The 21,290-nt window shown below is 71.7% G+C and carries 14 protein-coding genes, 1 tRNA gene and 2 pseudogenes; 10 read left to right on the top strand and 7 right to left on the bottom strand.

Annotation, left to right across the window (positions count from 1 at the left end; genetic code table 11):
- The first annotated feature begins 30 nt into the window (after positions 1-30).
- Genes ACQEV8_RS13750 through ACQEV8_RS13740 form a run of 3 tightly spaced genes read left to right on the top strand, consistent with a single transcriptional unit; the run spans position 31 to position 3,486 of the window.
- Complete coding sequence (locus tag ACQEV8_RS13750; protein WP_432959936.1) at positions 31-1,425, top strand: MFS transporter; 1,395 nt, start codon at positions 31-33, stop codon at positions 1,423-1,425.
- Positions 1,422-2,480: an L-idonate 5-dehydrogenase gene (locus ACQEV8_RS13745; protein WP_432959934.1), complete on the top strand. Its 1,059-nt coding sequence runs from the start codon at positions 1,422-1,424 to the stop codon at positions 2,478-2,480. Before ACQEV8_RS13750 ends, ACQEV8_RS13745 begins: the two co-directional genes overlap by 4 nt.
- A 40-nt stretch (positions 2,481-2,520) precedes the next feature.
- Positions 2,521-3,486 (top strand): sugar kinase, encoded by a 966-nt coding sequence (locus ACQEV8_RS13740; protein WP_432959932.1) that lies wholly within the window; start codon positions 2,521-2,523, stop codon positions 3,484-3,486.
- Positions 3,487-3,497: 11 nt separating this feature from the next.
- Here ACQEV8_RS13740 and ACQEV8_RS13735 read toward each other — a convergent pair whose 3' ends face one another.
- Positions 3,498-5,903, bottom strand: a complete 2,406-nt coding sequence (locus ACQEV8_RS13735) for a molybdopterin oxidoreductase family protein (RefSeq protein ID WP_432959930.1) — start codon at positions 5,901-5,903, stop codon at positions 3,498-3,500.
- Positions 5,904-6,255: 352 nt separating this feature from the next.
- A complete protein-coding gene (locus ACQEV8_RS13730; RefSeq protein WP_432959928.1) occupies positions 6,256-6,414 on the bottom strand; it encodes a hypothetical protein in 159 nt (52 codons plus the stop codon).
- 107 nt (positions 6,415-6,521) lie between these two features.
- On the opposite strand from ACQEV8_RS13730, the pseudogene ACQEV8_RS13725 reads away from it, so the two are divergent.
- Positions 6,522-7,357, top strand: a pseudogene (locus ACQEV8_RS13725) (IS5 family transposase).
- A gap of 104 nt (positions 7,358-7,461) precedes the next feature.
- Here ACQEV8_RS13725 and ACQEV8_RS13720 read toward each other — a convergent pair.
- Positions 7,462-8,159 (bottom strand): annotated as a pseudogene (locus ACQEV8_RS13720) (SanA/YdcF family protein).
- Positions 8,160-8,371: 212 nt separating this feature from the next.
- On the opposite strand from ACQEV8_RS13720, the gene ACQEV8_RS13715 reads away from it, so the two are divergent.
- The 5 genes from ACQEV8_RS13715 (at position 8,372) to ACQEV8_RS13695 (ending at position 15,273) form a co-directional block, all read left to right on the top strand.
- Complete coding sequence (locus ACQEV8_RS13715; protein ID WP_432959926.1) at positions 8,372-9,139, top strand: sirohydrochlorin chelatase; 768 nt, start codon at positions 8,372-8,374, stop codon at positions 9,137-9,139.
- Positions 9,140-9,279: 140 nt separating this feature from the next.
- Complete coding sequence (locus ACQEV8_RS13710; RefSeq protein ID WP_432959924.1) at positions 9,280-10,557, top strand: deoxyguanosinetriphosphate triphosphohydrolase; 1,278 nt, start codon at positions 9,280-9,282, stop codon at positions 10,555-10,557.
- Between the two features lie 134 nt (positions 10,558-10,691).
- Positions 10,692-11,957: an NAD(P)/FAD-dependent oxidoreductase gene (locus tag ACQEV8_RS13705; RefSeq protein ID WP_432959922.1), complete on the top strand. Its 1,266-nt coding sequence runs from the start codon at positions 10,692-10,694 to the stop codon at positions 11,955-11,957.
- A gap of 29 nt (positions 11,958-11,986) precedes the next feature.
- Positions 11,987-13,909, top strand: coding sequence for a DNA primase (gene dnaG / locus ACQEV8_RS13700; RefSeq protein ID WP_432959920.1), 1,923 nt, complete (start codon positions 11,987-11,989; stop codon positions 13,907-13,909).
- Positions 13,910-13,995: 86 nt separating this feature from the next.
- Complete coding sequence (locus tag ACQEV8_RS13695; protein ID WP_432959918.1) at positions 13,996-15,273, top strand: RNA polymerase sigma factor; 1,278 nt, start codon at positions 13,996-13,998, stop codon at positions 15,271-15,273.
- A gap of 95 nt (positions 15,274-15,368) precedes the next feature.
- Here the strand turns inward: ACQEV8_RS13695 and ACQEV8_RS13690 are convergent, their stop codons facing one another.
- The 4 genes from ACQEV8_RS13690 to ACQEV8_RS13675 form a co-directional block, all read right to left on the bottom strand.
- Complete coding sequence (locus ACQEV8_RS13690) at positions 15,369-17,297, bottom strand: ABC transporter ATP-binding protein (protein WP_432959916.1); 1,929 nt, start codon at positions 17,295-17,297, stop codon at positions 15,369-15,371.
- A complete protein-coding gene (locus ACQEV8_RS13685) occupies positions 17,297-19,030 on the bottom strand; it encodes an ABC transporter ATP-binding protein (RefSeq protein ID WP_432959914.1) in 1,734 nt (577 codons plus the stop codon). The genes ACQEV8_RS13690 and ACQEV8_RS13685 overlap by 1 nt, the downstream gene beginning before the upstream one ends.
- Before the next feature lie 113 nt (positions 19,031-19,143).
- Positions 19,144-20,595 (bottom strand): xylulokinase, encoded by a 1,452-nt coding sequence (locus ACQEV8_RS13680; RefSeq protein WP_432959912.1) that lies wholly within the window; start codon positions 20,593-20,595, stop codon positions 19,144-19,146.
- A 155-nt stretch (positions 20,596-20,750) separates the two neighbouring features.
- Positions 20,751-21,056: a YtxH domain-containing protein gene (locus ACQEV8_RS13675; protein ID WP_432959910.1), complete on the bottom strand. Its 306-nt coding sequence runs from the start codon at positions 21,054-21,056 to the stop codon at positions 20,751-20,753.
- A 160-nt stretch (positions 21,057-21,216) separates the two neighbouring features.
- Between ACQEV8_RS13675 and ACQEV8_RS13670 the strand changes: the two genes are divergently transcribed.
- Positions 21,217-21,289 (top strand) — tRNA-Asn (locus ACQEV8_RS13670).
- Position 21,290: the final 1 nt, after the last annotated feature.

The raw sequence follows: 21,290 nt of genomic DNA, 5'->3' as shown, positions 1-21,290 counted from the left end.
TCGTCCCCGCTCACGAACAACGGAGTTCAGATGAAGGACACCACGACCACGGCCGAGCCGGCCGGTGCCGTGCGGCGCACCACCCGTGACCTGACCAAGGCCGCCGTGTCCGGCTGGCTGGGCACGGCCATGGAGTTCATGGACTTCCAGCTGTACTCGCTGGCGGCCGCCATCGTCTTCAACAAGATCTTCTTCCCGGACGTCAGCCCCGCCATCGGCCTCATCGCCGCGATGGCCACCTACGGCGTCGGCTACGTCGCCCGGCTCGCCGGCGCGGTCTACTTCGGGAGAATGGGCGACCGGCTCGGCCGCAAGAAGGTCCTGACGATCACCATCCTGCTGATGGGCGCCTCCACCACCCTCATCGGCGTCCTGCCCACCTACGCGACCATCGGCATCCTGGCGCCCGTCCTGCTCGTCGTCCTGCGGCTCGCCCAGGGCTTCGGAGCGGGCGCGGAGATCGCGGGCGCGACCGTGATGCTCGCCGAGTACGCCCCGACGAAACGGCGCGGACTGGTCGCGTCGCTGGTGTCGCTGGGCACCAACTCGGGGACGCTGGCCGCCTCCGGGCTGTGGGCGGTGCTGCTCGCCGTGCTCAGCGAGGACCAGTTGCTGTCCTGGGGCTGGCGGCTGCCCTTCCTGCTGAGCTTCGGGCTGCTGCTGTTCGCGGTGTGGCTGCGGCGCAACCTCAAGGAGAGCCCGGTCTTCGAGGAGCGGCCCGACGTCGTGGACGGTGTCGCGATGAGCCGCCGCGAGGTGGAGTCGGCCGTCACGGAGGGGGCGGACGACGACACCGGGCTGCTGGAGGCGGGCCTCAAGCAGCGCAAGGGCAAGGCGTTCTTCCTGGCGCTCGGTCTGCGCTTCGGGCAGGCCGGAAACTCCGGGCTGGTCCAGACGTTCCTGGTCGGCTACATCGCCACCGAACTCGCCGCCGAGCGCTCGGTACCCACCGACGCCATCGTGTACGGGTCGCTGCTGGGCTTCCTCACGGTGCCGGCCGTCGGCATGCTCGGCGACCGCTTCGGGCGCCGCGCGGTCTACCTGGCGCTCACCTCGCTCACGGCCGTCGCGGCCTTCCCGCTCATGATGCTGATCACCTCGGGCAGCACGCCCGCCCTGATGCTCGGCATGGTCCTGGGCCTGAACATCGGCGTCCTCGGGCCGTTCGCGCTGGAGAGCGTGACCATGGCCGAACTCTTCGGCTCCCGCACCCGGTTCACCCAGCTCGCCCTGTCCAAGGAGATCGGCGGCGTCCTCGCCACCGCGATCGGGCCGGTGCTCGCGGCGAGCCTCACCGCCGCCACCGGAAGCTGGTGGCCCATCGCGGCGATGCTCGTCGTCTATTCCCTCATCACCCTCGTCAGCGCGCTGCTCTCGCCCGAGACGCGCGGACGCGACCTGGTCCGGCTGGAGGACGCCGCATGACCCCTGTGACCGCAATGAAGGCCGTCGTCGTGCACGGCGCCGGTGACGTCAGGATCGACGAGCTGCCCCGGCCCGAGCCCGCGCGGGACGAGGTGCTGCTCGCCCTGGAGTGGGGCGGCATCTGCGGCTCCGACGTCGCGTACTGGAAGAAGGGAGCCTCCGGCACCGCCGCCCTCGCCCATCCGCTGGTCCTCGGCCACGAGTTCGCCGGCCGGGTCGCGGCGCTGGGCTCCGGGGTGAGGGGTCTGTCGGAGGGGCAGCCCGTGACCGTCCACCCGGCCCAGCTCATCGGGGAGCCGTCCGCTCGGCTCGCCGGGCGCACCAACCTCCACACCCACGTCCGCTACTTCGGCTCGGCGGCCCTCACCCCGCACACCGACGGCGGGTTCAGCGAGTTCCGTACGGTCCCAGCGGCCCAGGTCCGGCCGCTGCCCGAGGGCGTGGACACCGAGTCGGGGGCCCTCGCCGAGCCGCTGGCGGTCGCCCTGCACGCCGTGGGCCGGGTTCCGGCGCTGCGCGGCCGTACGGTCCTGGTCAACGGGGCGGGCCCGATCGGCTCGCTGGTCGTCGCGGCCGCGAAGTACCGCGGTGCCGACACGGTGTTCGCCGCCGACCTCTCCTCCTCCTCGCTCGCCGTGGCCCGCCGGATGGGCGCCGACGCGACGGTCGACGTCTCCCGGGGCGAGGAACTGCCGTCCGACGTCGACGTCGTCTTCGAGGCGTCCGGCGCGCCGGCCGCACTGGGGGCGGTCCTGCGGGCCACCGCCCGCGGCGGCACCGTCGTACAGGTCGGCAATCTGCCGGGCACGGCCGAGCCCGCCGTCCTCGGCGACCTGGTCACCCGGGAGATCACCTGGATCGGCTCCTACCGTTTCGTCGACGAGATCGACGACGCCCTGACCGCCCTGCGCGACGGCCTGGACATCTCCCCGGTCATCACCCACCGCTTCTCCCTGGAGCAGGCCGAACAGGCCCTCACGATCGCGGCGGATCCGACGAGCGCGAGCAGCAAGGTGATGCTGCGGCTCGGCGGGGGAGCGCCGGCCGTCCTCTGACAGCACGCCCGTAGTCCCACCGCTCCCGCAGGAGACCCCCGTGCCCCACCCGACCGCCGTATCCCCCGAGCACCCGCCGGCGGACGTCGTGTGCATCGGCGAGACCATGGCCGTGCTCAGTCCGCCGGACGACCGGCCGCTCGCCGACCAGTCCGCGCTGCGTCTCTCCGTCGGGGGCGCCGAGTCCAACGTGGCCTGTGGCCTTGCCGCGCTCGGGCATCGCGCGGCCTGGCTGAGCCGGGTGGGTGACGACGCGTTCGGGCGGCGCATCCGCTCCGAACTCGCGGCCCGGGGCGTGGAGGTGGGCGCCGTCGCCGTGGACTCGGCCCATCCGACCGGCGTGTACTTCAAGGACCCGGGCCCGGACGCCACCCGGCCCCTGTACTACCGGGGCGGATCGGCCGCCGCCCACATGGGACCGGAACTGGCCGGCGCGCCCGGATTGCGGGGGCCGCGGATCGTGCACGTGTCGGGCATCACCGCGGCGCTGTCCGGCAGTTGCGCCCGGCTGCTGGAGGAGATCGTCGTGCACCGCACCCCGTGGGGCGGCCCGGCTGGGCCCCGGCCGCTGGTCTCCTTCGACGTCAACCACCGCCCCGCCCTGTGGAGCGGACGGAACGCCGACGCGGCACCGGTGCTGCGGGACCTGGCCCGTGCCGCGGACCTCGTGTTCGTCGGGCGCGACGAGGCCGAGGCCCTGTGGGGCACGGCCCACCCCGACGACATCGCGAGCCTGCTCGCCCCGGCACCGCGCATCGTCGTCAAGGACGCCGAGCACGGCGCCACGTCGTACGCTGCGGGCGAGGTCACCTTCGCCGCCGCCCTCACCGTCGAGGTCGTCGAACCGGTCGGCGCGGGCGACGCGTTCGCCGCCGGGTATCTGTCCGGTGTCCTGTCGGACCTCGACGAGCCGTCCAGGCTCCGCCTCGGCCACCGGACGGCGGCGACGGCCCTGCGCAGCCGGGACGACATCCCCGACCTGAGCCAGGCCCTGGCCCGGCGGTAGCCCCCGGGCCCTCAGCCCCGCACCGCCTCCAGCCGCACCGCACACGCCTTGAACTCCGGCATCCGGGAGGTCGGGTCGAGCGCGGGGTTGGTGAGGGTGTTGGCGCGGCCCTCGCCCGGCCAGTGGAAGGGCATGAACACGGTGTCGGGGCGGATGGCGTCGGTGATCCTCGCGGGCGCCACGGCCCGGCCCCGCCGTGACACGACGGCGACCGGATCCCCCTCGGCCGCCCCCAGCCGCGCCGCCAGCCGCGGATGCAACTCCACGAACGGCCCGGGGGCGGCGGCATTCAGCTCCGCCACCCGCCGCGTCTGCGCCCCGGACTGATACTGCGCCACGACTCGCCCGGTGGTCAGCAGCACGGGGTACTCGTCGTCCGGCTCCTCGGCGATCGCCCGATGCGAGACGGGAACGAACCGTGCGCGTCCGTCGGGGGTGGCGAACCGGTCGAGGAAGAGGCGGGGGGTGCCGGGGTGCGCCCCGTCGGCCGTGTCACCCGTGACGGTGGGGCGGCGGGTCGCGCCCCGTTGCGCGACCGTGCCCCCTGCCGTGTCTTCGGGTGTGGCCTGGGCTGCCGCTGCGTGTTCGGGTGTGGCGGGGCCCGCCGCCGCGTCCGCAGGTGCCCCCGGTCGCCCGGCCGTCGCGCCGGGCGTGCCGCCCGCCGGGCTTCCCGGTGCCGTCGCGAGGGCCTCAGCCGGGCTTCCCAGCGCCGCTGCCGATGCCGTAGCCGGGGCGGTGGCCCGATCCCCGGACTCCGTCGCCGTAGCCGGGGCGGTGGCCCGGCCCCCGACCTCCGGCTCCACCACCTCCGCCCCCGCCGGACAAGGCCAGAACACCCCGTCCTCCTCCACCAGCCTGCGGTAGGTGATCCCCGAGTAGTCCGCCGGGCCGCCCGCGCTCGCACGGCGCAGTTCCTCGAAGACCTCCTCCGGGTCCGTCGGGAAGCCCTTCTCCACGCCCAGCCGGGCGGCGAGTTCGTGGAGGACCTCCAGGTCGCTGCGGATGCCCTCGGGCGGCGTGATCGCCCGGCGGCGGAGCAGGACCCGGCCCTCCAGGTTCGTCGTCGTGCCCGTCTCCTCCGCCCACTGCGTGACCGGCAGGACCACGTCCGCCAGCGCCGCCGTCTCCGACAGCACCACGTCACACACGGCCAGGAAGTCCAGCGACCTGATGCGCTCCTCGATGTGCGCGGCACGCGGCGCCGACACCACCGGATTGGACGCCATCAGCAGCAGGGATTTGATGTCCGTGCCCAGCGCGTCCAGCAGCTCGTACGCGCTGCGCCCCGGGCCCGGCAGCGATTCCGGGTCGACACCCCACACTTCGGCGACATGCCGCCGCGCCGCCGGATCGTCGAGCTTGCGGTAGCCCGGCAGCTGGTCGGCCTTCTGCCCGTGCTCACGGCCGCCCTGCCCGTTGCCCTGCCCGGTCAGACAGCCGTACCCGGACAGCGGACGGCCCGCCCGGCCGGTCGCCAGGCACAGGTTGATCCACGCACCCACCGTGTCCGTGCCCTTGGACTGCTGCTCGGGCCCGCGCGCGGTGAGCACCATCGCCGACTCCGGCTCGCAGAACAGCCGTACGGTCTCCCGCAGTTGAGGAACGGACACCCCCGTGATCCGCTCCACGTACTCCGGCCAGTGCGCCATCGCCGCGGCCCGCGCGTCCTCCCAGCCCACCGTGCGCTCCTGGACGTACTCCTCGTCCACCCGCCCCTCGGCGATCACCAGATGCAGCAGGCCCAGCGCCAGCGCCAGGTCCGTGCCCGGCCGGGGCGCCAGGTGCAGGTCCGCCTGCTCGGCGGTCTTCGTGCGGCGCGGGTCGATCACGATCAGCGTGCCGCCGTTCTCCCGCAGCTCGTTGAAGAAGCGGAGCGACGGCGGCATGGTCTCCGCGAGGTTCGACCCGACGAGGATCACACAGCCCGATTTCGGGATGTCCTCCAGCGGGAACGGCAGCCCCCGGTCGAGCCCGAACGCCTTGATGCCGGCGGCGGCCGCCGACGACATGCAGAAACGGCCGTTGTAGTCGATCTGGGACGTGCCGAGCACGACCCGCGCGAACTTGCCGAGCGTGTACGCCTTCTCGTTGGTCAGACCGCCCCCGCCGAACACCCCGACCGCGTCCGGCCCGTGCCCCGCACGCGTCCGGCGCAGCCCCACGGCGATCCGGTCCAGCGCCTCGTCCCAGGAGGCGGGCACCAGCTCGCCCCCCGAACGCACCAACGGTGAGGTCAGACGGACGCCGGAGGCGAGCACCGCGGGTGCCGTGCGGCCCTTGCCGCACAGCGCGCCCCGGTTCACCGGGAAGTCCACGCGCTCACTCACCTCGACGGTCCCGTCCGGCGCGGGCGTCAGGTTCATCCCGCACTGCAGGGCGCAGTACGGGCAGTGCGTGGGTGTGGCGGTGTTCTGCATACCGTTCAGCGTGCTTCGGCGGTGTTACGCCCGGCACGGTTCCCTGTTACGCGGCCGGGACGGGGACCTCCCCGTCGCCGCCGGGTCCGCGTGAGGCACGGGCCCGCCCGGGGATGACGCACGGATCGGGGGTGGGAGCGCGCCGGCCGCGCTCCCACCCCGGCCACCTTCAGAGACCGTGCCTGGTCAGGGCGCGGCCCCGGTCAGCACTCGTACGCGTAGTACGGCTCGTCGCCCACGTCCAGACCGATCCTCCTACCCCGCCGGGGCCGATCTGGATACAGGAGGGGTCGAAGCTGTCGACTTCCACGCTGGCGGAGATGGTGTGCCCGCACACGTTGTGGATGTCGGCTCACCACTGGCCGGAGGCGCCGAGCTTCGCGCAGCCCGGCTCCGGGGCCTTGACCGCCGCTGCGGCCACGGGCGCCGCCGAAGCGGTCCCCATGGCGGCCGGCACGGCCAGCAGCGCGCCCGCGGCGGCCATCACCAGCGCGGTGCGAAGTCGAGTCATCAGGTGTCCTTTCCCCCCGTTCGCGACGGCGGCCCGATCCGCCGCCGCACGCCGAAGACACTAAGAGGTCCTAACAGAAGTTGTTGATCATGTGACTTTCGGCTTGGGTGGTCGTTGGGCTGTTCGTGGGGAAACGACAGTCGCGGCCATGGATCGTGTCGGATGAACTGTGGTCGCTCATTGAGCCGTTGCTGCCCGAGCCGGGTCCCAAGCTGGTGGAGGGCAGGCCGCGGGTCCCCGACCGGCAGGCCCTGTGCGGGATTCTGTTCGTGCTGCACACCGGCATCCAGTGGGAGTACCTGCCCCAGGAGCTGGGCTTCGGATCCGGCATGACGTGCTGGCGGCGCCTGGCCGCCTGGAACGAGGCCGGCGTGTGGGACGAACTGCACCTGGTGCTGCTGCAAAGGCTGCGGGCCGCGAAGAAGCTGGACTGGTCGCGGGCGGTGATCGACTCCTCCCACGTGCGGGCCGCTCGGCGCGGCCCAAAAGCGGACCCAGCCCGGTCGACCGCGCACGGCCGGGCAGCAAGCACCATGTCCTCACCGACGGCCAGGGCATCCCGCTCGCGGTGTCGCTGACCGGCGGAAACCGCAACGACGTCACCCAGCTGCTGCCCCTGCTGGACAAGGTTCCGGCAGTGGCCGGCCTTGTCGGCCGCCCCAGACACCGGCCAGACGCACTCCTCGCCGACCGCGGCTACGACCACGACAAGTACCGCCGCCTCCTTCGGCTTCGCGGGATCCGCCCGGTCATCGCCGAACGAGGCGTCGAACACGGCTCGGGCCTGGGCGTCTTCCGCTACGTGGTCGAGCGCACGATCGCCTGGCTGCACGGCTTCCGCCGACTGCGGATCCGCTGGGAGCGACGCGACGACATCCACGAAGCCTTCCTCGGACTCGCCACCTGCCTCATCACCCACCGGCATGTCCAACGCCTTTGTTAGGACCCCTAAGTGTGATGACGCGAACACGGAGAGTTTCGTGGATGCTTTTCACGCCCTGGGGTGAAATGTGCGCATCAAAACACGCTTCAGCAGAACGTCCTGATTCATCCGACAGGCCATTCGGCCGTGGCCAACGCCCGCTCCACGCCCGGCTCTTGAGGCCCGAGGAACCGGGGATCCGGCCGGAACGCCGCGTCCAGCGCCGCCTTCCCGGCGGCGAAGATCTCCCGTGCGCCGCCGTAGTACCAGGTCGCGTCGTGCACCGCGTCCACCCCGACCCCGTACGACTCGACCCCCGCCGCCCGGCAGAGCGCCACCGCCCGCCGGATGTGGAAGCCCTGGCTGATCAGCACGGCCTCGTCCACACCGAAGATCTTCTTCGCGCGTACGCAGGAGTCCCACGTGTCGAACCCCGCGTAGTCGCTGACGATCCGCCCGCCGGGCACCCCGTGCCGGGTCAGATACCCGCGCATCGCGTCCGGCTCGTCGTAGTCCTCACGGCTGTTGTCCCCGGTGACGAGCACCACCTTCACCCGCCCCTTCCGGTACAGCTCCGCCGCCGCGTCCAGCCGGTGCGCGAGATACGGCGAGGGCTCCCCCTCCCACAGCCCGGCCCCGAACACCACGGCCACATCGGTACGCGGCACGTCCGCCGCAGTACGCAGCCGGTCACCCGCCACCGCGTACATCCAGGTCGCCGGAAGCAGCCCGAGCACACACCCCGCCATCACGGCCTGCACCAGCCGCCGCTGCCCCTTCGGGTGCGCGGCAGCCGCGGTCTGCGGAACTTCGGATGACGCATCGGACGGTCCCTCCCCAGGTCGCTCTCGACATCCGAGGACGTCCGATCGGCCCGTCCGGTTCACCGCGAGACGGGTGACCAGCTTCACGCCAGACCTGAAGTCACCTGGTCAAGGGCGCTCACACCCGCCGTGTCCCACATGGTGAACAGCCGGAAAACACCCGTGACCCCCACGCAACGGGAAGGCAACGTGGCGCGGCGACCATCGGTACATGCCCAGCCAGCTCAGCCTCGTCCCGCCGACCGCCACGCGCCGCCCGGCCCCGCCCGCCCTCGTGGTCGTGGCCCACGGCAGTCGCGACCCCCGCGCGCTGAGCACCGTCCGCGCGCTCCTCGACCGGGTCCGCGCCCTGCGCCCCGACGTACCGGTGCACCTCGGACACATCGAACTGAACGCCCCGCTGCTCCCCGACACGCTCGCCGCCCTGGGGGACACGGAGGCGGTCCTGGTCCCCCTCCTCCTCAGCCGCGGCTACCACGTCAAGCAGGACATCCCCGAGATGGCCGAAGCCTCCCGGGCCCGCACCCATCTGGCGGCCCCCCTGGGCCCCCACCCCCTCCTGGTGGACGCCCTCCAGGCCCGCCTGACGGAGGCCGGCTGGGGCCGGACACCCCGCGGCACCAGCGCGGTCGTCCTCGCGGCGGCGGGCTCCCGCGACCCGGACGCGAAGCGGGACACCGCCCGCACGGCCGCACTCCTGGCGGCCCGCCTGGGCGTCCCCGTCCTCCCCGCCTACGCCTCGGCCGCGACCCCGACGGTCGAAACGGCCGTCCGCACCCTCCTCGCGAGAGGCCGCCACCAGATCGCCCTCGCGTCCTACTTCACGGCCCCGGGCCGCTTCGCCACGGAGTGCGCCCAGCAGGCCCCCTGGATAGCGGCGGCCCCCCTGGGCACTCACCCGTCGATGGCCGACCTCGTCCTGCACCGCTACGAGGAGGCACTGGCAAGGCATACCCTTCCGGAACTGGCGTCCGCCTGAAACCGGGTGCGGGGCCGTGCCCCAGGGGCGCGGGGCTGAATCGACATGCGGCTCTGCCGCGTGGGCGAGACCAGCCCGAAACGACCCGCACCCGCCCGAAAAGAGAACCCGGCACACGCACAGGCGCCTACTGTCGAGCCATGGACGGCACCGCACAAACCACCACCGCCTACGACCCGACGTCAGTCGACCGCTGGGCCCAGGAACCAGACAAACGCCCAGGCCGCACCGCCTTCCAACGCGACCGCGCCCGAGTCCTGCACTCCGCCGCCCTGCGACGCCTCGCCGGCAAGACCCAAGTGGTGACGCCCGGCACCATGGGCCCCGCCTGGGACGCCAGCCCCCGCACCCGCCTCACCCACTCCCTGGAATGCGCCCAGGTCGGCCGCGAGCTCGGCGCCGCCCTCGGCTGCGACCCCGACCTGGTCGAAGCCGCCTGCCTCTCCCACGACCTCGGCCACCCGCCCTTCGGTCACAACGGTGAACAGGCCCTCAACGAGTTCGCGTCCGACTGCGGCGGCTTCGAGGGCAACGCCCAGTCCCTCAGACTCCTCACCCGCATCGAGCCCAAACGGTTCACCCCGGACGGCTCCGTCGGCCTCAACCTCACCCGCGCCACCCTGGACGCCGCCACCAAGTACCCCTGGCCCCGAGGCGCCCACCCCACCGACCCGGACTCCCCGAAGTTCGGTGTCTACGAGGACGACCGCCCCGTCTTCGACTGGCTCCGCAAGGACGCACCCGGCACCCGCACCTGCTTCGAGGCGCAGGTCATGGACTGGTCCGACGACGTGGCCTACTCGGTGCACGACGTGGAGGACGGCCTGCACGCCGCCCACATCGACCCGAACTGCCTGCACGCCGACCCCGAACGCAGGGACGTCTTCGAGGTCGCCCGGGGCCGCTACGTACCGTCCGACACGGACCCCGCCGAACTCGCCGAGGCCCTCGACCAGCTCCTCGCCCAGGAGTGGTGGCCGCACGGCTACGACGGCACCGCCGTGGCGCAGGCCCGGCTGAAGGACGCCACCAGCCAGCTCATCGGCCGCTTCTGCCTGGCCGCCGAGGCCGCGACCCGAGCCGCTTACGGGGGCGGGCGGCTCACCCGGTACGCCGCCGAGCTGGTCGTGCCGCGCCAGGCCCGGATGGAGTGCGCCGTCCTCAAGGCCGTCGCCGACCTCTACGTCATGCAGCGCGCCGAGCAGGAACGCCTGCGCGCCGACCAGCGGATCGTGGTGGCCGAACTGGCCGAGGCGCTCACCGCCCGCGCCCCGGACGGCCTGGACCCGCAGTTCCGCGCCCTTTTCGACCGCGCGCCGGACGACCGTGCCCGCAAGCGGGTGATCGTCGACCAGATCGCCTCCCTCACCGACACGTCGGCCCGTTCGCTTCACGCCCGTCTGACGGGGAAGGCATGAGACTGACGCGACGGCCGGGACATGAGCACCCCCGAATGTGACCCTCCGTGGCCTGATCGGGTCACTCCCTCTTCCCGCATCACGCTCCGTGCGGGACGCTCGCAAGTGGCGACATCGTTATGAGGAGGCATCAAGTGGTCGACGCGGATCAGACATTCGTCATCGTCGGAGGCGGCCTGGCAGGCGCCAAGGCAGCCGAGACGCTCCGCACGGAGGGCTTCACCGGCCGCGTGATACTGATCTGCGACGAACGTGACCACCCCTACGAGCGCCCGCCCCTGTCCAAGGGCTACCTCCTCGGCAAGGAGGAACGCGACAGCGTCTTCGTGCACGAGCCCGCCTGGTACGCGGCGAACGACATCGAGCTGCACCTGGGCCAGACCGTCGACGCGATCGACCGCACCGCGAAGACGGTCCGCTTCGGCGAGGACGGCACCGTCGTCCGCTACGACAAGCTGCTCCTGGCGACCGGCGCCGAGCCCCGCCGCCTCGACATCCCGGGCACGGACCTGGCGGGCGTGCACCACCTGCGCCGCCTCGCCCACGCCGAACGGCTCAAACACGTCCTGACCAGCCTCGGCCGCGACAACGGCCACCTCGTGATCGCGGGCGCGGGCTGGATCGGCCTGGAGGTCGCGGCGGCGGCCCGCGAGTACGGCGCGGAGGTCACGGTCATCGAGCCCGAGCCGACCCCGCTGCACGGCGTTCTCGGCCCGGAGCTCGGCGGGCTCTTCGCCGAGCTGCACCGCGAGCGCGGCGTCCGCTTCCACTTCGGCGGCCGGCTCACCGAGATCGTCGGCCAGGACGGCATGGTCCTCGCGGCCCGCACCGACGACGGTGAGGAGCACCCGGCGCACGACGTCCTGGCCGCGATCGGCGCGGCCCCCCGCACCCACCTCGCGGAGGCGGCAGGCCTGGAGATCGCCGACCGTGCCCACGGCGGCGGCATCGTCGTCGACGAGCGGCTGCGCACCTCCGACCCGGACATCTACGCGGCCGGCGACGTGGCCTCCTTCCACCACGCCCTCTTCGAGACCAGCCTGCGGGTGGAGCACTGGGCCAACGCGCTGCACGGCGGACCGGCGGCAGCCCGCTGCATGCTCGACCGCGACGTGACGTACGACCGCGTGCCCTACTTCTTCTCCGACCAGTACGACCTGGGCATGGAGTACTCCGGCTGGGCGCCCCCGGGCACCTACGACCAGGTGGTGATCCGCGGGGACGCGGGCAAGCGCGAGTTCATCGCCTTCTGGGTGAAGGAGGGCCGCGTCCTGGCCGGGATGAACGTCAACGTGTGGGACGTCACAGACAAGATCCAGCACCTGATCCGCACCAAGGCCCAGGTGAACACGGAGTCCCTGGCGGACCCGCACGTGCCGCTGGAAAACCTGGCGCCGTAGGCCCGCTCCGGCCCCCGTAGAATTCACGCGTGGCAGGACGGATCAACGACGAGGACGTGAAGGCGGTACGGGACGCGGTCCCGATCGACGCCGTGGTGTCCGAGTACCTCCAGCTGCGCAACGCGGGCGGCGGGAACCTGAAGGGCCTCTGCCCGTTCCACGACGAGAAGTCACCGTCCTTCCAGGTCAGCCCCAGTAAGGGCCTGTTCCACTGCTTCGGCTGCCAGGAGGGCGGCGACACCATCACGTTCGTGATGAAGATCGACCACCTCTCCTTCTCGGAGTCGGTCGAGCGCCTGGCCGGCCAGGCGGGCATCACCCTGCGCTACGAGGAGGGCGGGTACAACCCCTCCCACCAGCGCGGCGAACGGATCCGGCTGGTCGAGGCCCACAAGATCGCCGCCGACTGGTACGAGGAACAGCTGGCCACCAGCCCGGAGGCCGACACCGGCCGCCAGTTCCTCGCCGAGCGCGGCTTCGACCAGGCCGCCGCCCAGCACTTCTCCGTCGGCTACAGCCCCCAGGGCTGGGACCACCTCACACGCTTCCTGCGCGGCAAGGGCTTCACCGACAAGGAGCTCCTCCTCTCCGGGCTCTCCCAGGAGGGCCGCCGCGGCCCCATCGACCGCTTCCGCGGCCGCCTGATGTGGCCCATCCGCGACATCGGCGGCGACGTCGTCGGCTTCGGCGCCCGCAAGCTCTACGAGGCGGACAACGGCCCCAAGTACCTCAACACGCCCGACACGGCGATCTACAAGAAGTCCCACGTCCTCTACGGCATCGACCTGGCGAAGAAGGACATCGCGAAGTCCAGCCGCGCGGTCGTGGTCGAGGGCTACACCGACGTCATGGCCTGCCACCTGGCCGGCGTCACCACCGCCATCGCCACCTGCGGCACGGCTTTCGGCGGCGACCACATCAAGATCCTCCGCCGTCTCCTCATGGACAACGGCTCGGCCCGCGTCATCTTCACCTTCGACGGCGACGCCGCCGGCCAGAAGGCGGCCCTGCGCGCCTTCGAGGACGACCAGAAGTTCGCAGCCGAGACGTACATCGCCATCGCCCCGGACGGCATGGACCCCTGCGACCTGCGCCTGGCCAAGGGCGACGAGGCCGTGGCCGACCTGGTCGAACCCCGCACCCCGCTCTTCGAGTTCGCCCTCCGCCAGATCGTCGCCCGCTACGACCTCGACACCCCGGCGGGCCGCGCCGCCGCCCTGGACGAGGCGGCCCCCATCGTCGCCCGCATCAAGAACAGCGGTGCCCAGCACGAGGTCGCCGTCCAGCTCGCCGGCATGCTCGGCATCCTCGACACCCAGTTCGTGGTCAAGCGCGTGGCCCAGCTGGCCCGCTGGGCCCGTGACCGCGGCGGCAAGGGCCCCGCCCCGGACCGGCACCAGCAGGCGTCCCAGCAGTACGCCGGCGTCCAGCCGTCCGCCGCCCCCCGCGGCCCGGCCCTCAACCTCCGCAACCCCGTCTTCGCCACCGAACGCGAACTCCTCAAGCTGGCCCTCCAGCGCCCGGAGCTCGTCTCCCCGGCCTTCGACGCCTACGGAGCCGACGAGTTCACCGCCCCGCCCTACACCGCCGTCCGCATGGCCATCCTGGACGCGGGCGGCGCCGAACTGGGCGTCGCGGACCCCCAGGACTACCTGGTCAAGGTCCGCGAGGCCGCCCCCGACGACGCGGTCCGCGCGATGGTCACCGAACTGGCCGTCGAGGCGATCATGCTGCACAAGGGCGTGAAGGGCGTCGACGAGGTGTACGCCGGCGCCCAACTGGTCACCGTCCGCCGCCGCGCCGTGGAACGCCGCATCCGGGACATCACCAGCCAGCTCACCCGCCTCGGCACCCAGGGCGACCCGGCCCAGCTGGCCGCGGTGCAGAACGAACTCTGGGTCCTCCAGCAGTACGACCAGACCCTGCGCGTACACGGCGCCGCCGCGCTCTGACGTCACCGCGCGGTCACGTCCCGAACGCAAAAAGTCATCGCACGCCCCTCGTGGCGACGATGTGTCTTCCCCCACACTGGGTTGCGGTGCCTGAGTCCTCGGAGCGCGGCCGATCCGTCACCGACGGGTCCCAGACCCCCGCGGTTCCGCTCATCGCGTACGGGACGGAAAGCGGCGAGGCCGTCGACTCCGCCCCCGAAGTACCGCTGCCGCACACCTTGGCAGCGATCATCCTGGAGGTCGCCCCCGTGCAGACCCAGACCCTCACCCAGACCGACGCCGATGGCGCGCCGGACGCGGAGGCCGATGCCCTGCCCGCGGTTCCGGCGCAGAGCCTCGTCGTGCACCACCCCGAGACGGAACCGGAGCCGGAGGAGCCGCCCGCCGAGGCCCTCGAGACGGCCGAGGCCGCTGAAACCGTCGTGAGGCCGCCTGTCCGCACCGAGAGCGGCAGTCCCTCCTCGGACCTCTTCCGCCAGTACCTGCGGGAGATCGGCCGCATCCCCCTGCTGACCGCGGCCGAGGAGGTCGAACTCGCCCGACGCGTCGAGGCCGGCCTGTTCGCCGAGGAGAAGCTGAGCAGCACGCCCGACCTGGACAGCCAGTTGGCGCTGGACCTCGACCGGCTCGTCGTCATGGGCAGGATGGCCAAACGCCGGCTCATCGAGGCGAACCTGCGCCTCGTCGTGTCCGTGGCGAAGAGGTACGTCGGCCGCGGGCTGACCATGCTCGACCTCGTACAGGAGGGCAACCTCGGCCTCATCCGGGCCGTCGAGAAGTTCGACTACGCCCGCGGCTACAAGTTCTCCACCTACGCCACCTGGTGGATCCGCCAGGCCATGTCCCGCGCCCTGGCCGATCAGGCCCGCACCATCCGGGTCCCCGTCCACGTCGTGGAGCTGATCAACCGGGTCGTGCGGGTGCAGCGGCGGATGCTCCAGGAACGGGGGTACGAGCCGACGCCCGAGGAGGTCGCCGCGCACCTGGACCTGGCGCCGGAGCGGGTCAGCGAGGTGCTGCGCCTCGCCCAGGAGCCGGTGTCGTTGCACGCGCCCGTGGGCGAGGAGGACGACGTCGCCCTCGGCGACCTCATAGAGGACGGCGACGCCACCAGCCCCGTGGAGTCGGCGGCGTTCCTCCTCCTCAGGGAGCACCTGGAAGCGGTCCTGTCGACCCTGGGGGAGCGCGAACGCAAGGTCGTCCAGCTCCGCTACGGCCTCGCCGACGGCCGCCCCCGCACGCTGGAGGAGATAGGCCGCATCTTCGGCGTGACGCGGGAGCGGATACGGCAGATCGAGTCCAAGACCCTCAACAAGCTGAGGGACCACGCCTTCGCGGACCAGCTGAGGGGCTATCTGGACTGAGAGGCGCAGTTCGCCCGTGCCCTGAAGGGGCGCGGGGCTGTATCGATATGCGGCTCCGCCGCGTGGGCGCGACCAGCCACAACGGACCCGCAGCCTCAGTCCACTTCCGCCACCGCCTGCGCGAACTGCGCCTTGTACAACCGCGCGTAGGCCCCGTCCGAGGCCAGCAGCTCCCCGTGCGTCCCCTGCTCCACGATCGCCCCGTTCTCCATCACGAGAATCGCGTCCGCGTCCCGGATCGTCGACAGCCGGTGCGCGATGACGAAGGACGTACGCCCGTGCGCCAGCTTCGCCATGGCCTTCTGGATCAGCACCTCGGTCCGGGTGTCGACCGACGACGTCGCCTCGTCCAGCACCAGGATCACCGGATCGGACAGGAACGCCCGGGCGATGGTGATGAGCTGCTTCTCGCCCGCGCTGACCCCGGTCCCCTCGTCGTCGATCACCGTGTCGTACCCGTCCGGCAGCGTGCGGATGAACCGGTCCGCGTGCGCCGCCCGAGCCGCCTCCTCGATCTCCCCCCGGGTCACCTTCCGGGACGCCCCGTACGCGATGTTCTCCGCGATCGTGCCGCCGAACAGCCAGGTGTCCTGGAGCACCATGCCGATGCCGGCCCGCAGTTCGTCCCGGGACATCCGCGCGATGTCGACCCCGTCGAGGGTGATGCGCCCGCCGGTGACGTCGTAGAACCGCATCAGCAGATTCACGAGTGTCGTCTTCCCGGCACCCGTCGGCCCGACGATGGCCACCGTCTGCCCGGGCTCGACCTTCAGCGACAGGTCCTCGATCAGCGGCGTGTCGGGGTCGTAGCGGAACGCCACACGCTCCAGCGCCACCAGCCCGCGCAGCTCCTCGGGCCGCACGCCCGGCACCGGGTCGGCGCTCTGCTCCTCCGCGTCCAGCAGCTCGAAGACCCGCTCCGCCGAGGCGACCCCCGACTGCACCAGGTTCGCCATGGACGCGACCTGCGTCAGCGGCATCGAGAACTGCCGCGAGTACTGGATGAAGGCCTGTACGTCACCGATGGACAGCGAGCCCGAGGCGACCCGCAGCCCGCCGACGACCGCGACCAGTACGTAGTTGAGGTTCGACACGAACATCATCAGCGGCTGCATGATCCCGCTGTTGAACTGCGCCCTGAACCCGGCCTCGTACAGCGCGTCGTTCTGCTCGGCGAACTGCTCGGCCGACTCCTCCTGCCGCCCGAACACCTTCACCAGGGTGTGCCCGGTGTACATCTCCTCGATGTGCGCGTTCAGCTTGCCCGTCGTACGCCACTGCTGCACGAAGTGCGGCTGCGACCGCTTGCCCACCCGCGTCGCGATGACGAACGACAGCGGCACGGTCACCAGCGCGACCAGCGCCAGGATCCAGGAGACCCAGAACATCATCGCGAGGACGCCGATGATGGTCAGCACCGAGTTGATGAGCTGCCCCATCGACTGCTGGAGCGTCTGCCCGATGTTGTCGATGTCGTTGGTCGCCCGGGACAGCACCTCGCCGCGCTGACGCTTGTCGAAGTAGGACAGCGGCAGCCGCGACAGCTTCGTCTGCACGTCCTCGCGCATCCGGAACATGGTCCGGTTCACGGCCCGGTTCACCAGCCGCGTCGCCACCGCCATCAGCAGCCCGGCCACCGCGAACACGCCCAGCGCGAGCAGCAGCACGTGCCCCACGGCCGTGAAGTCGATGCCCTTGCCCGGGGTGAAGTCGGTGCCGCGCAGCATGTCGGCGACGTCACCGTCCCCGCGCTGCCGCATGGAGTCGAGGACCTGCTCCTTGCTCGCCCCCTCGGGCATGCCCCGCCCGACGATGCCCGCGAAGACCAGGTCGGTCGCCTTGCCGAGGATCTTCGGCCCGACGACGCTGAGACCGACGCTCAGCACCACGCACAGCAGCAGCACACAGATGGTCACGCGCTCCGGCCGGAAACGCGCGACCAGACGTTTGCCCGACCCCTTGAAGTCCATTGAGCGCTGGTCGGGGCCGCCCCCGGCCATCATCCGCCCCATCGGCCCGGCCATCAGGCAGCCTCCGCTTCCGTGAGCTGGGAGAGCACGATCTCCCGGTAGGTCTCGTTGTCCGCCATCAGCTCGTGGTGCCGGCCGGTGCCGACGACCCGGCCCTCGTCGAGGACGACGATCCGGTCGGCGTCCCGGATGGTCGCCACCCGCTGGGCGACGATCACCACGGTCGCCTCGGCGGTCTCCCGCCCCAGCGCGGCCCGCAGGGCGGCGTCCGTGGCGTAGTCGAGCGCGGAGAAGGAGTCGTCGAAGAGATAGATCTCGGGCCGCTGCACCAGCGTCCGGGCGATCGCCAGCCGCTGCCGCTGACCACCCGACACATTCGTCCCGCCCTGTGCGATCGGCGCGTCGAGCCCGCCCTCCAGACGCTCGACGAACTCCTTGCCCTGGGCCACCTCCAGCGCGTGCCACAGCTCCTCGTCGGTGGCGTCCGGATTGCCGTAGCGCAGATTCGTCGCCACCGTGCCCGCGAAGAGGTACGGCTTCTGCGGCACCAGCCCGACGGTCCGCGCGAGCAGCACCGGATCGATCTGAGCCACCTCGACGCCGTCCACGAGCACCTGCCCGTCGGTCGCGTCGAACAGCCGCGGCACCAGCCCGAGCAGCGTGGACTTGCCGCTGCCGGTCGAGCCGATGACGGCGGTCGTCTCGCCCGGCCGGGCGAGCAGGTCCACGGACCGCAGCACCGGCTCCTCGGCACCCGGATAGCGGAAGCCGGCCCCCCGGATCTCCAGATGCCCGTGCCGGCGCAGCTCCCGCACCGGCGCCGACGGCGGCACGACGCTCGACGAGGTGTCCAGCACCTCCTGGATCCGCTCGGCGCACACCTCCGCGCGCGGCACCATCATGAACATGAAGGTGGCCATCATCACGGACATGACGATCTGCATCAGATAGGCGAGGAACGCCGTCAGATCACCGATCTGCATCCCGCCGCTGTCGATGCGGTGCGCGCCGAACCACACCACGGCGATCGACGACAGGTTCACCACCGTCATGACGATCGGGAACATCAGCGCGAGCAGATTGCCGGTGCCCAGCGCGAAGTCCGTGAGATCGGTGTTGGCCTTCCGGAAGCGCTGCTGCTCGTACTCGTCCCGGACGAAGGCGCGGATCACCCGGTTGCCGGTGATCTGCTCGCGCAGCACCCGGTTCACCGAGTCCAGCCGCTCCTGCATCGCCCGGAACAGCGGCCGCAGCCGCCGCACGATCAGCGTCACGCAGATGCCCAGCACCGGGACGACCGCCACCAGCACCCCGGACAGCGGGACGTCCAGGCCGAGCGCCAGCACGATGCCGCCCACACACATGATCGGCGCCGACACCAGCAGCGTGAACGTCATCAGCGCCAGCATCTGCACCTGCTGGACGTCGTTCGTCGTACGGGTGATCAGCGAGGGCGCCCCGAAGTGACCCAGCTCACGCGAGGAGAACGACTGCACCCGGTCGAACACGGACGCCCGCAGATCCCGCCCGACCGCCGACGCCGTACGGGCGCCGTAGTACACGGCACCGATGTTGCACACGACCTGGACCAGCGAGATGCCGATCATCAGACCGCCGTAGCCCACGATGTAGCCGGTGTCGCCGTTCACGACACCCTGGTCGATGATGTCCGCGTTCAGCGTGGGCAGGTAGAGCGTGGCGCAGGTCTGCAGGAACTGCAGCAGCACCAGCAGGACTATGGGTTTCTTGTAGGGCCTGAGATAGGTCCGCAGAAGTCGTATGAGCACGCTGCTTCTCTCGGAGTGGGCGACAGGGCCGGTTGGTTGCCCCTGGCCCCTATCGTCGAACACTCCACCCGCGTTACCTCAACCGAATTAACCCAACAGGGCCTCCCGGGCCGCTACCGCAGCGCCCCGGGATGCGTCTGCTCCCGTACGGCCACGAACTGCTGCCGCACCGCCTGGCCCACGGCCAGTTCCTCCCCGGGCTCCAGCACCTGCGCGACCGCGCCCTGCCAGACCGGCGGGTTCCGCGCGTCGAGGGCACCCTGCGAGACGCCGAGCGCCCAGGCTGCCTGGCGGGCGGCGCCGATCGCGGCGTAGTCCGCTGGCTGCGGCACCACGACCTGCGTCCCGAACAGCATGGGCGCGGCGGCCTGCACGGCGGGCAGTTCGGCGGCCGACCCGAGCAGGAAGACCCGCCGCACCTCCACGCCCCGGCCGCGCAGCACGTCCAGCGCGTCCGCGAGCCCGCACAGCATGCCCTCGAACGCGGCCCGCGCCAGATGCTCCGCCTTCATCGACTCACGCCGCAGCCCCGCCAGGGTCCCGGCGGTGTGCGGCAGGTTCGGCGTCCGCTCACCCTCCAGATACGGCAGCAGCACCAGCCCGTGCGACCCCGGCGTCGACTTCATCGCCAGGTCGGACAGGCTCTCCAGATCGGGCAGCCCGAGCAGCTCGGCGGTCCCGCGCAGCGTCCGTACGGCGTTCAGCGTGGTGACGACCGGCAGATGCATGCCGGTCGCGTCGGCCAGCGCGGTGATCATCCCGGACCCGTCGACCAGCGCCTCGGGGTGTACGGCCATCACGGACCCGGACGCGCCCAGCGACACGACCGCGTCCCCGAGGCCGATGCCCAGCCCGAACGCCGCCGCCATGGTCTCGCCGGTCCCTACGGAGATCAGCAGGCCCTCCGGCGTCCGGCCCGCCGCGTCCGCCGGGCCGATCACCTCCGGCAGCATCACCTGCTGCCCGAGCGCCAGCTCCACGAGATCGGGCCGGTAGCCGCCGGTAGCCGCCGACCAGTACCCGGTGCCGGACGCCCCGCCCCGGTCGGTGGTTCTTCTGACCGGCCGGCCCAGCAGCTGCCACACCAGCCAGTCGTGCGCCTGCAGGAGGATCGCGGTGCGCTGCGCGTTCTCGGGCTCGGTCCGGGCCAGCCAGCGCAGCTTCGTCACCGGCTGCGCGGCCTGCGGCACACAGCCCACCGCCTGCGCCCACGCCTCGCGCCCGCCGAGCGCGTCGACCAGATCGGCCGCCGCGACCTGCGTCCGCTTGTCGCCGCCGACCATCGCGGGACGCACGGTGTTGCCCTGCGCGTCCAGCGGTACGACGGCGTTCTGCTGCGCCGACACGCCGATGGCCTGCACGCCTTCGAGGAGCCCGCCGCCCGCCGCCTCGCCCAGGGACAGCAGCCAGGCCTGCGGATCGACGTCGGACGGCCGGCCGCCGCCCTCGGGGCTCTCCACCGGATGCTGCGCATATCCCTGCCTGAGCACGGCTCCGGAGTCCGTGTCACAGACGACGATACGAGTGAAATCGGGTGAACTGTCCAACCCGGCGACTATCCCCATGGCCAAAATTCTGCCGCACGCTCCGCTCGGGTCGGGCCGTGGGCGCTGTGGGGGCGCGTCGCCGGGCCTCGGTTGCGGGCGCGTCGTGGCTGGTCGCGCAGTTCCCCGCGCCCCTCAGGGGCGCGAGTGCGTGCTCGAGGTCTGAAAAGGAACTGTTACGTGTTGCTCGTGCCCCAGTCGTCCTCGCCGCCGTTGTGGGTGGCGCGGTCCTTGAGGTGGCGGACCCGGTCGGCCACCGACTCGGGGACGCGGTCCCCGACCTTGTCGCTCACCACGTGGTACGCCTTGCCCGCGAACTCACGGCCCTGGTGGGCCGCCGACTCGGCGGTGTTGCGGACGGCCGGGTTCTGAGCGAACTGCTGGGCCGTCTTCTTCAGCTGCTCGTAGCGCTCGCGTCCGGCCCGCGTGCCCAGCACGTAACCCAGGACGACTCCGGCGACGAACGTGAGCCGGTAACGCATGGCGGCCACCCTTCCCTTGCGTAGGTCTCCTGTGCGGTGTCGGCGCCCCGCCGGGTACCGATTGGCGGAGCACCCCCCTGCTTGCGCTAATGTATGTGTCGCAGCGAGCGAGCGCCCCCTGGCGAATACCCAGGTAGGTACGTTCGATGCAACGAGGCATTCCTCGGTAGCTCAATTGGCAGAGCAGCCGGCTGTTAACCGGCAGGTTACTGGTTCGAGTCCAGTCCGAGGAGC

It is taken from the genome of Streptomyces sp. CA-179760 (assembly GCF_050937045.1).
In the GTDB taxonomy this organism is placed as follows: Bacteria; Actinomycetota; Actinomycetes; order Streptomycetales; family Streptomycetaceae; genus Streptomyces.
This window is presented reverse-complemented; position numbering and strand designations above follow the sequence as displayed.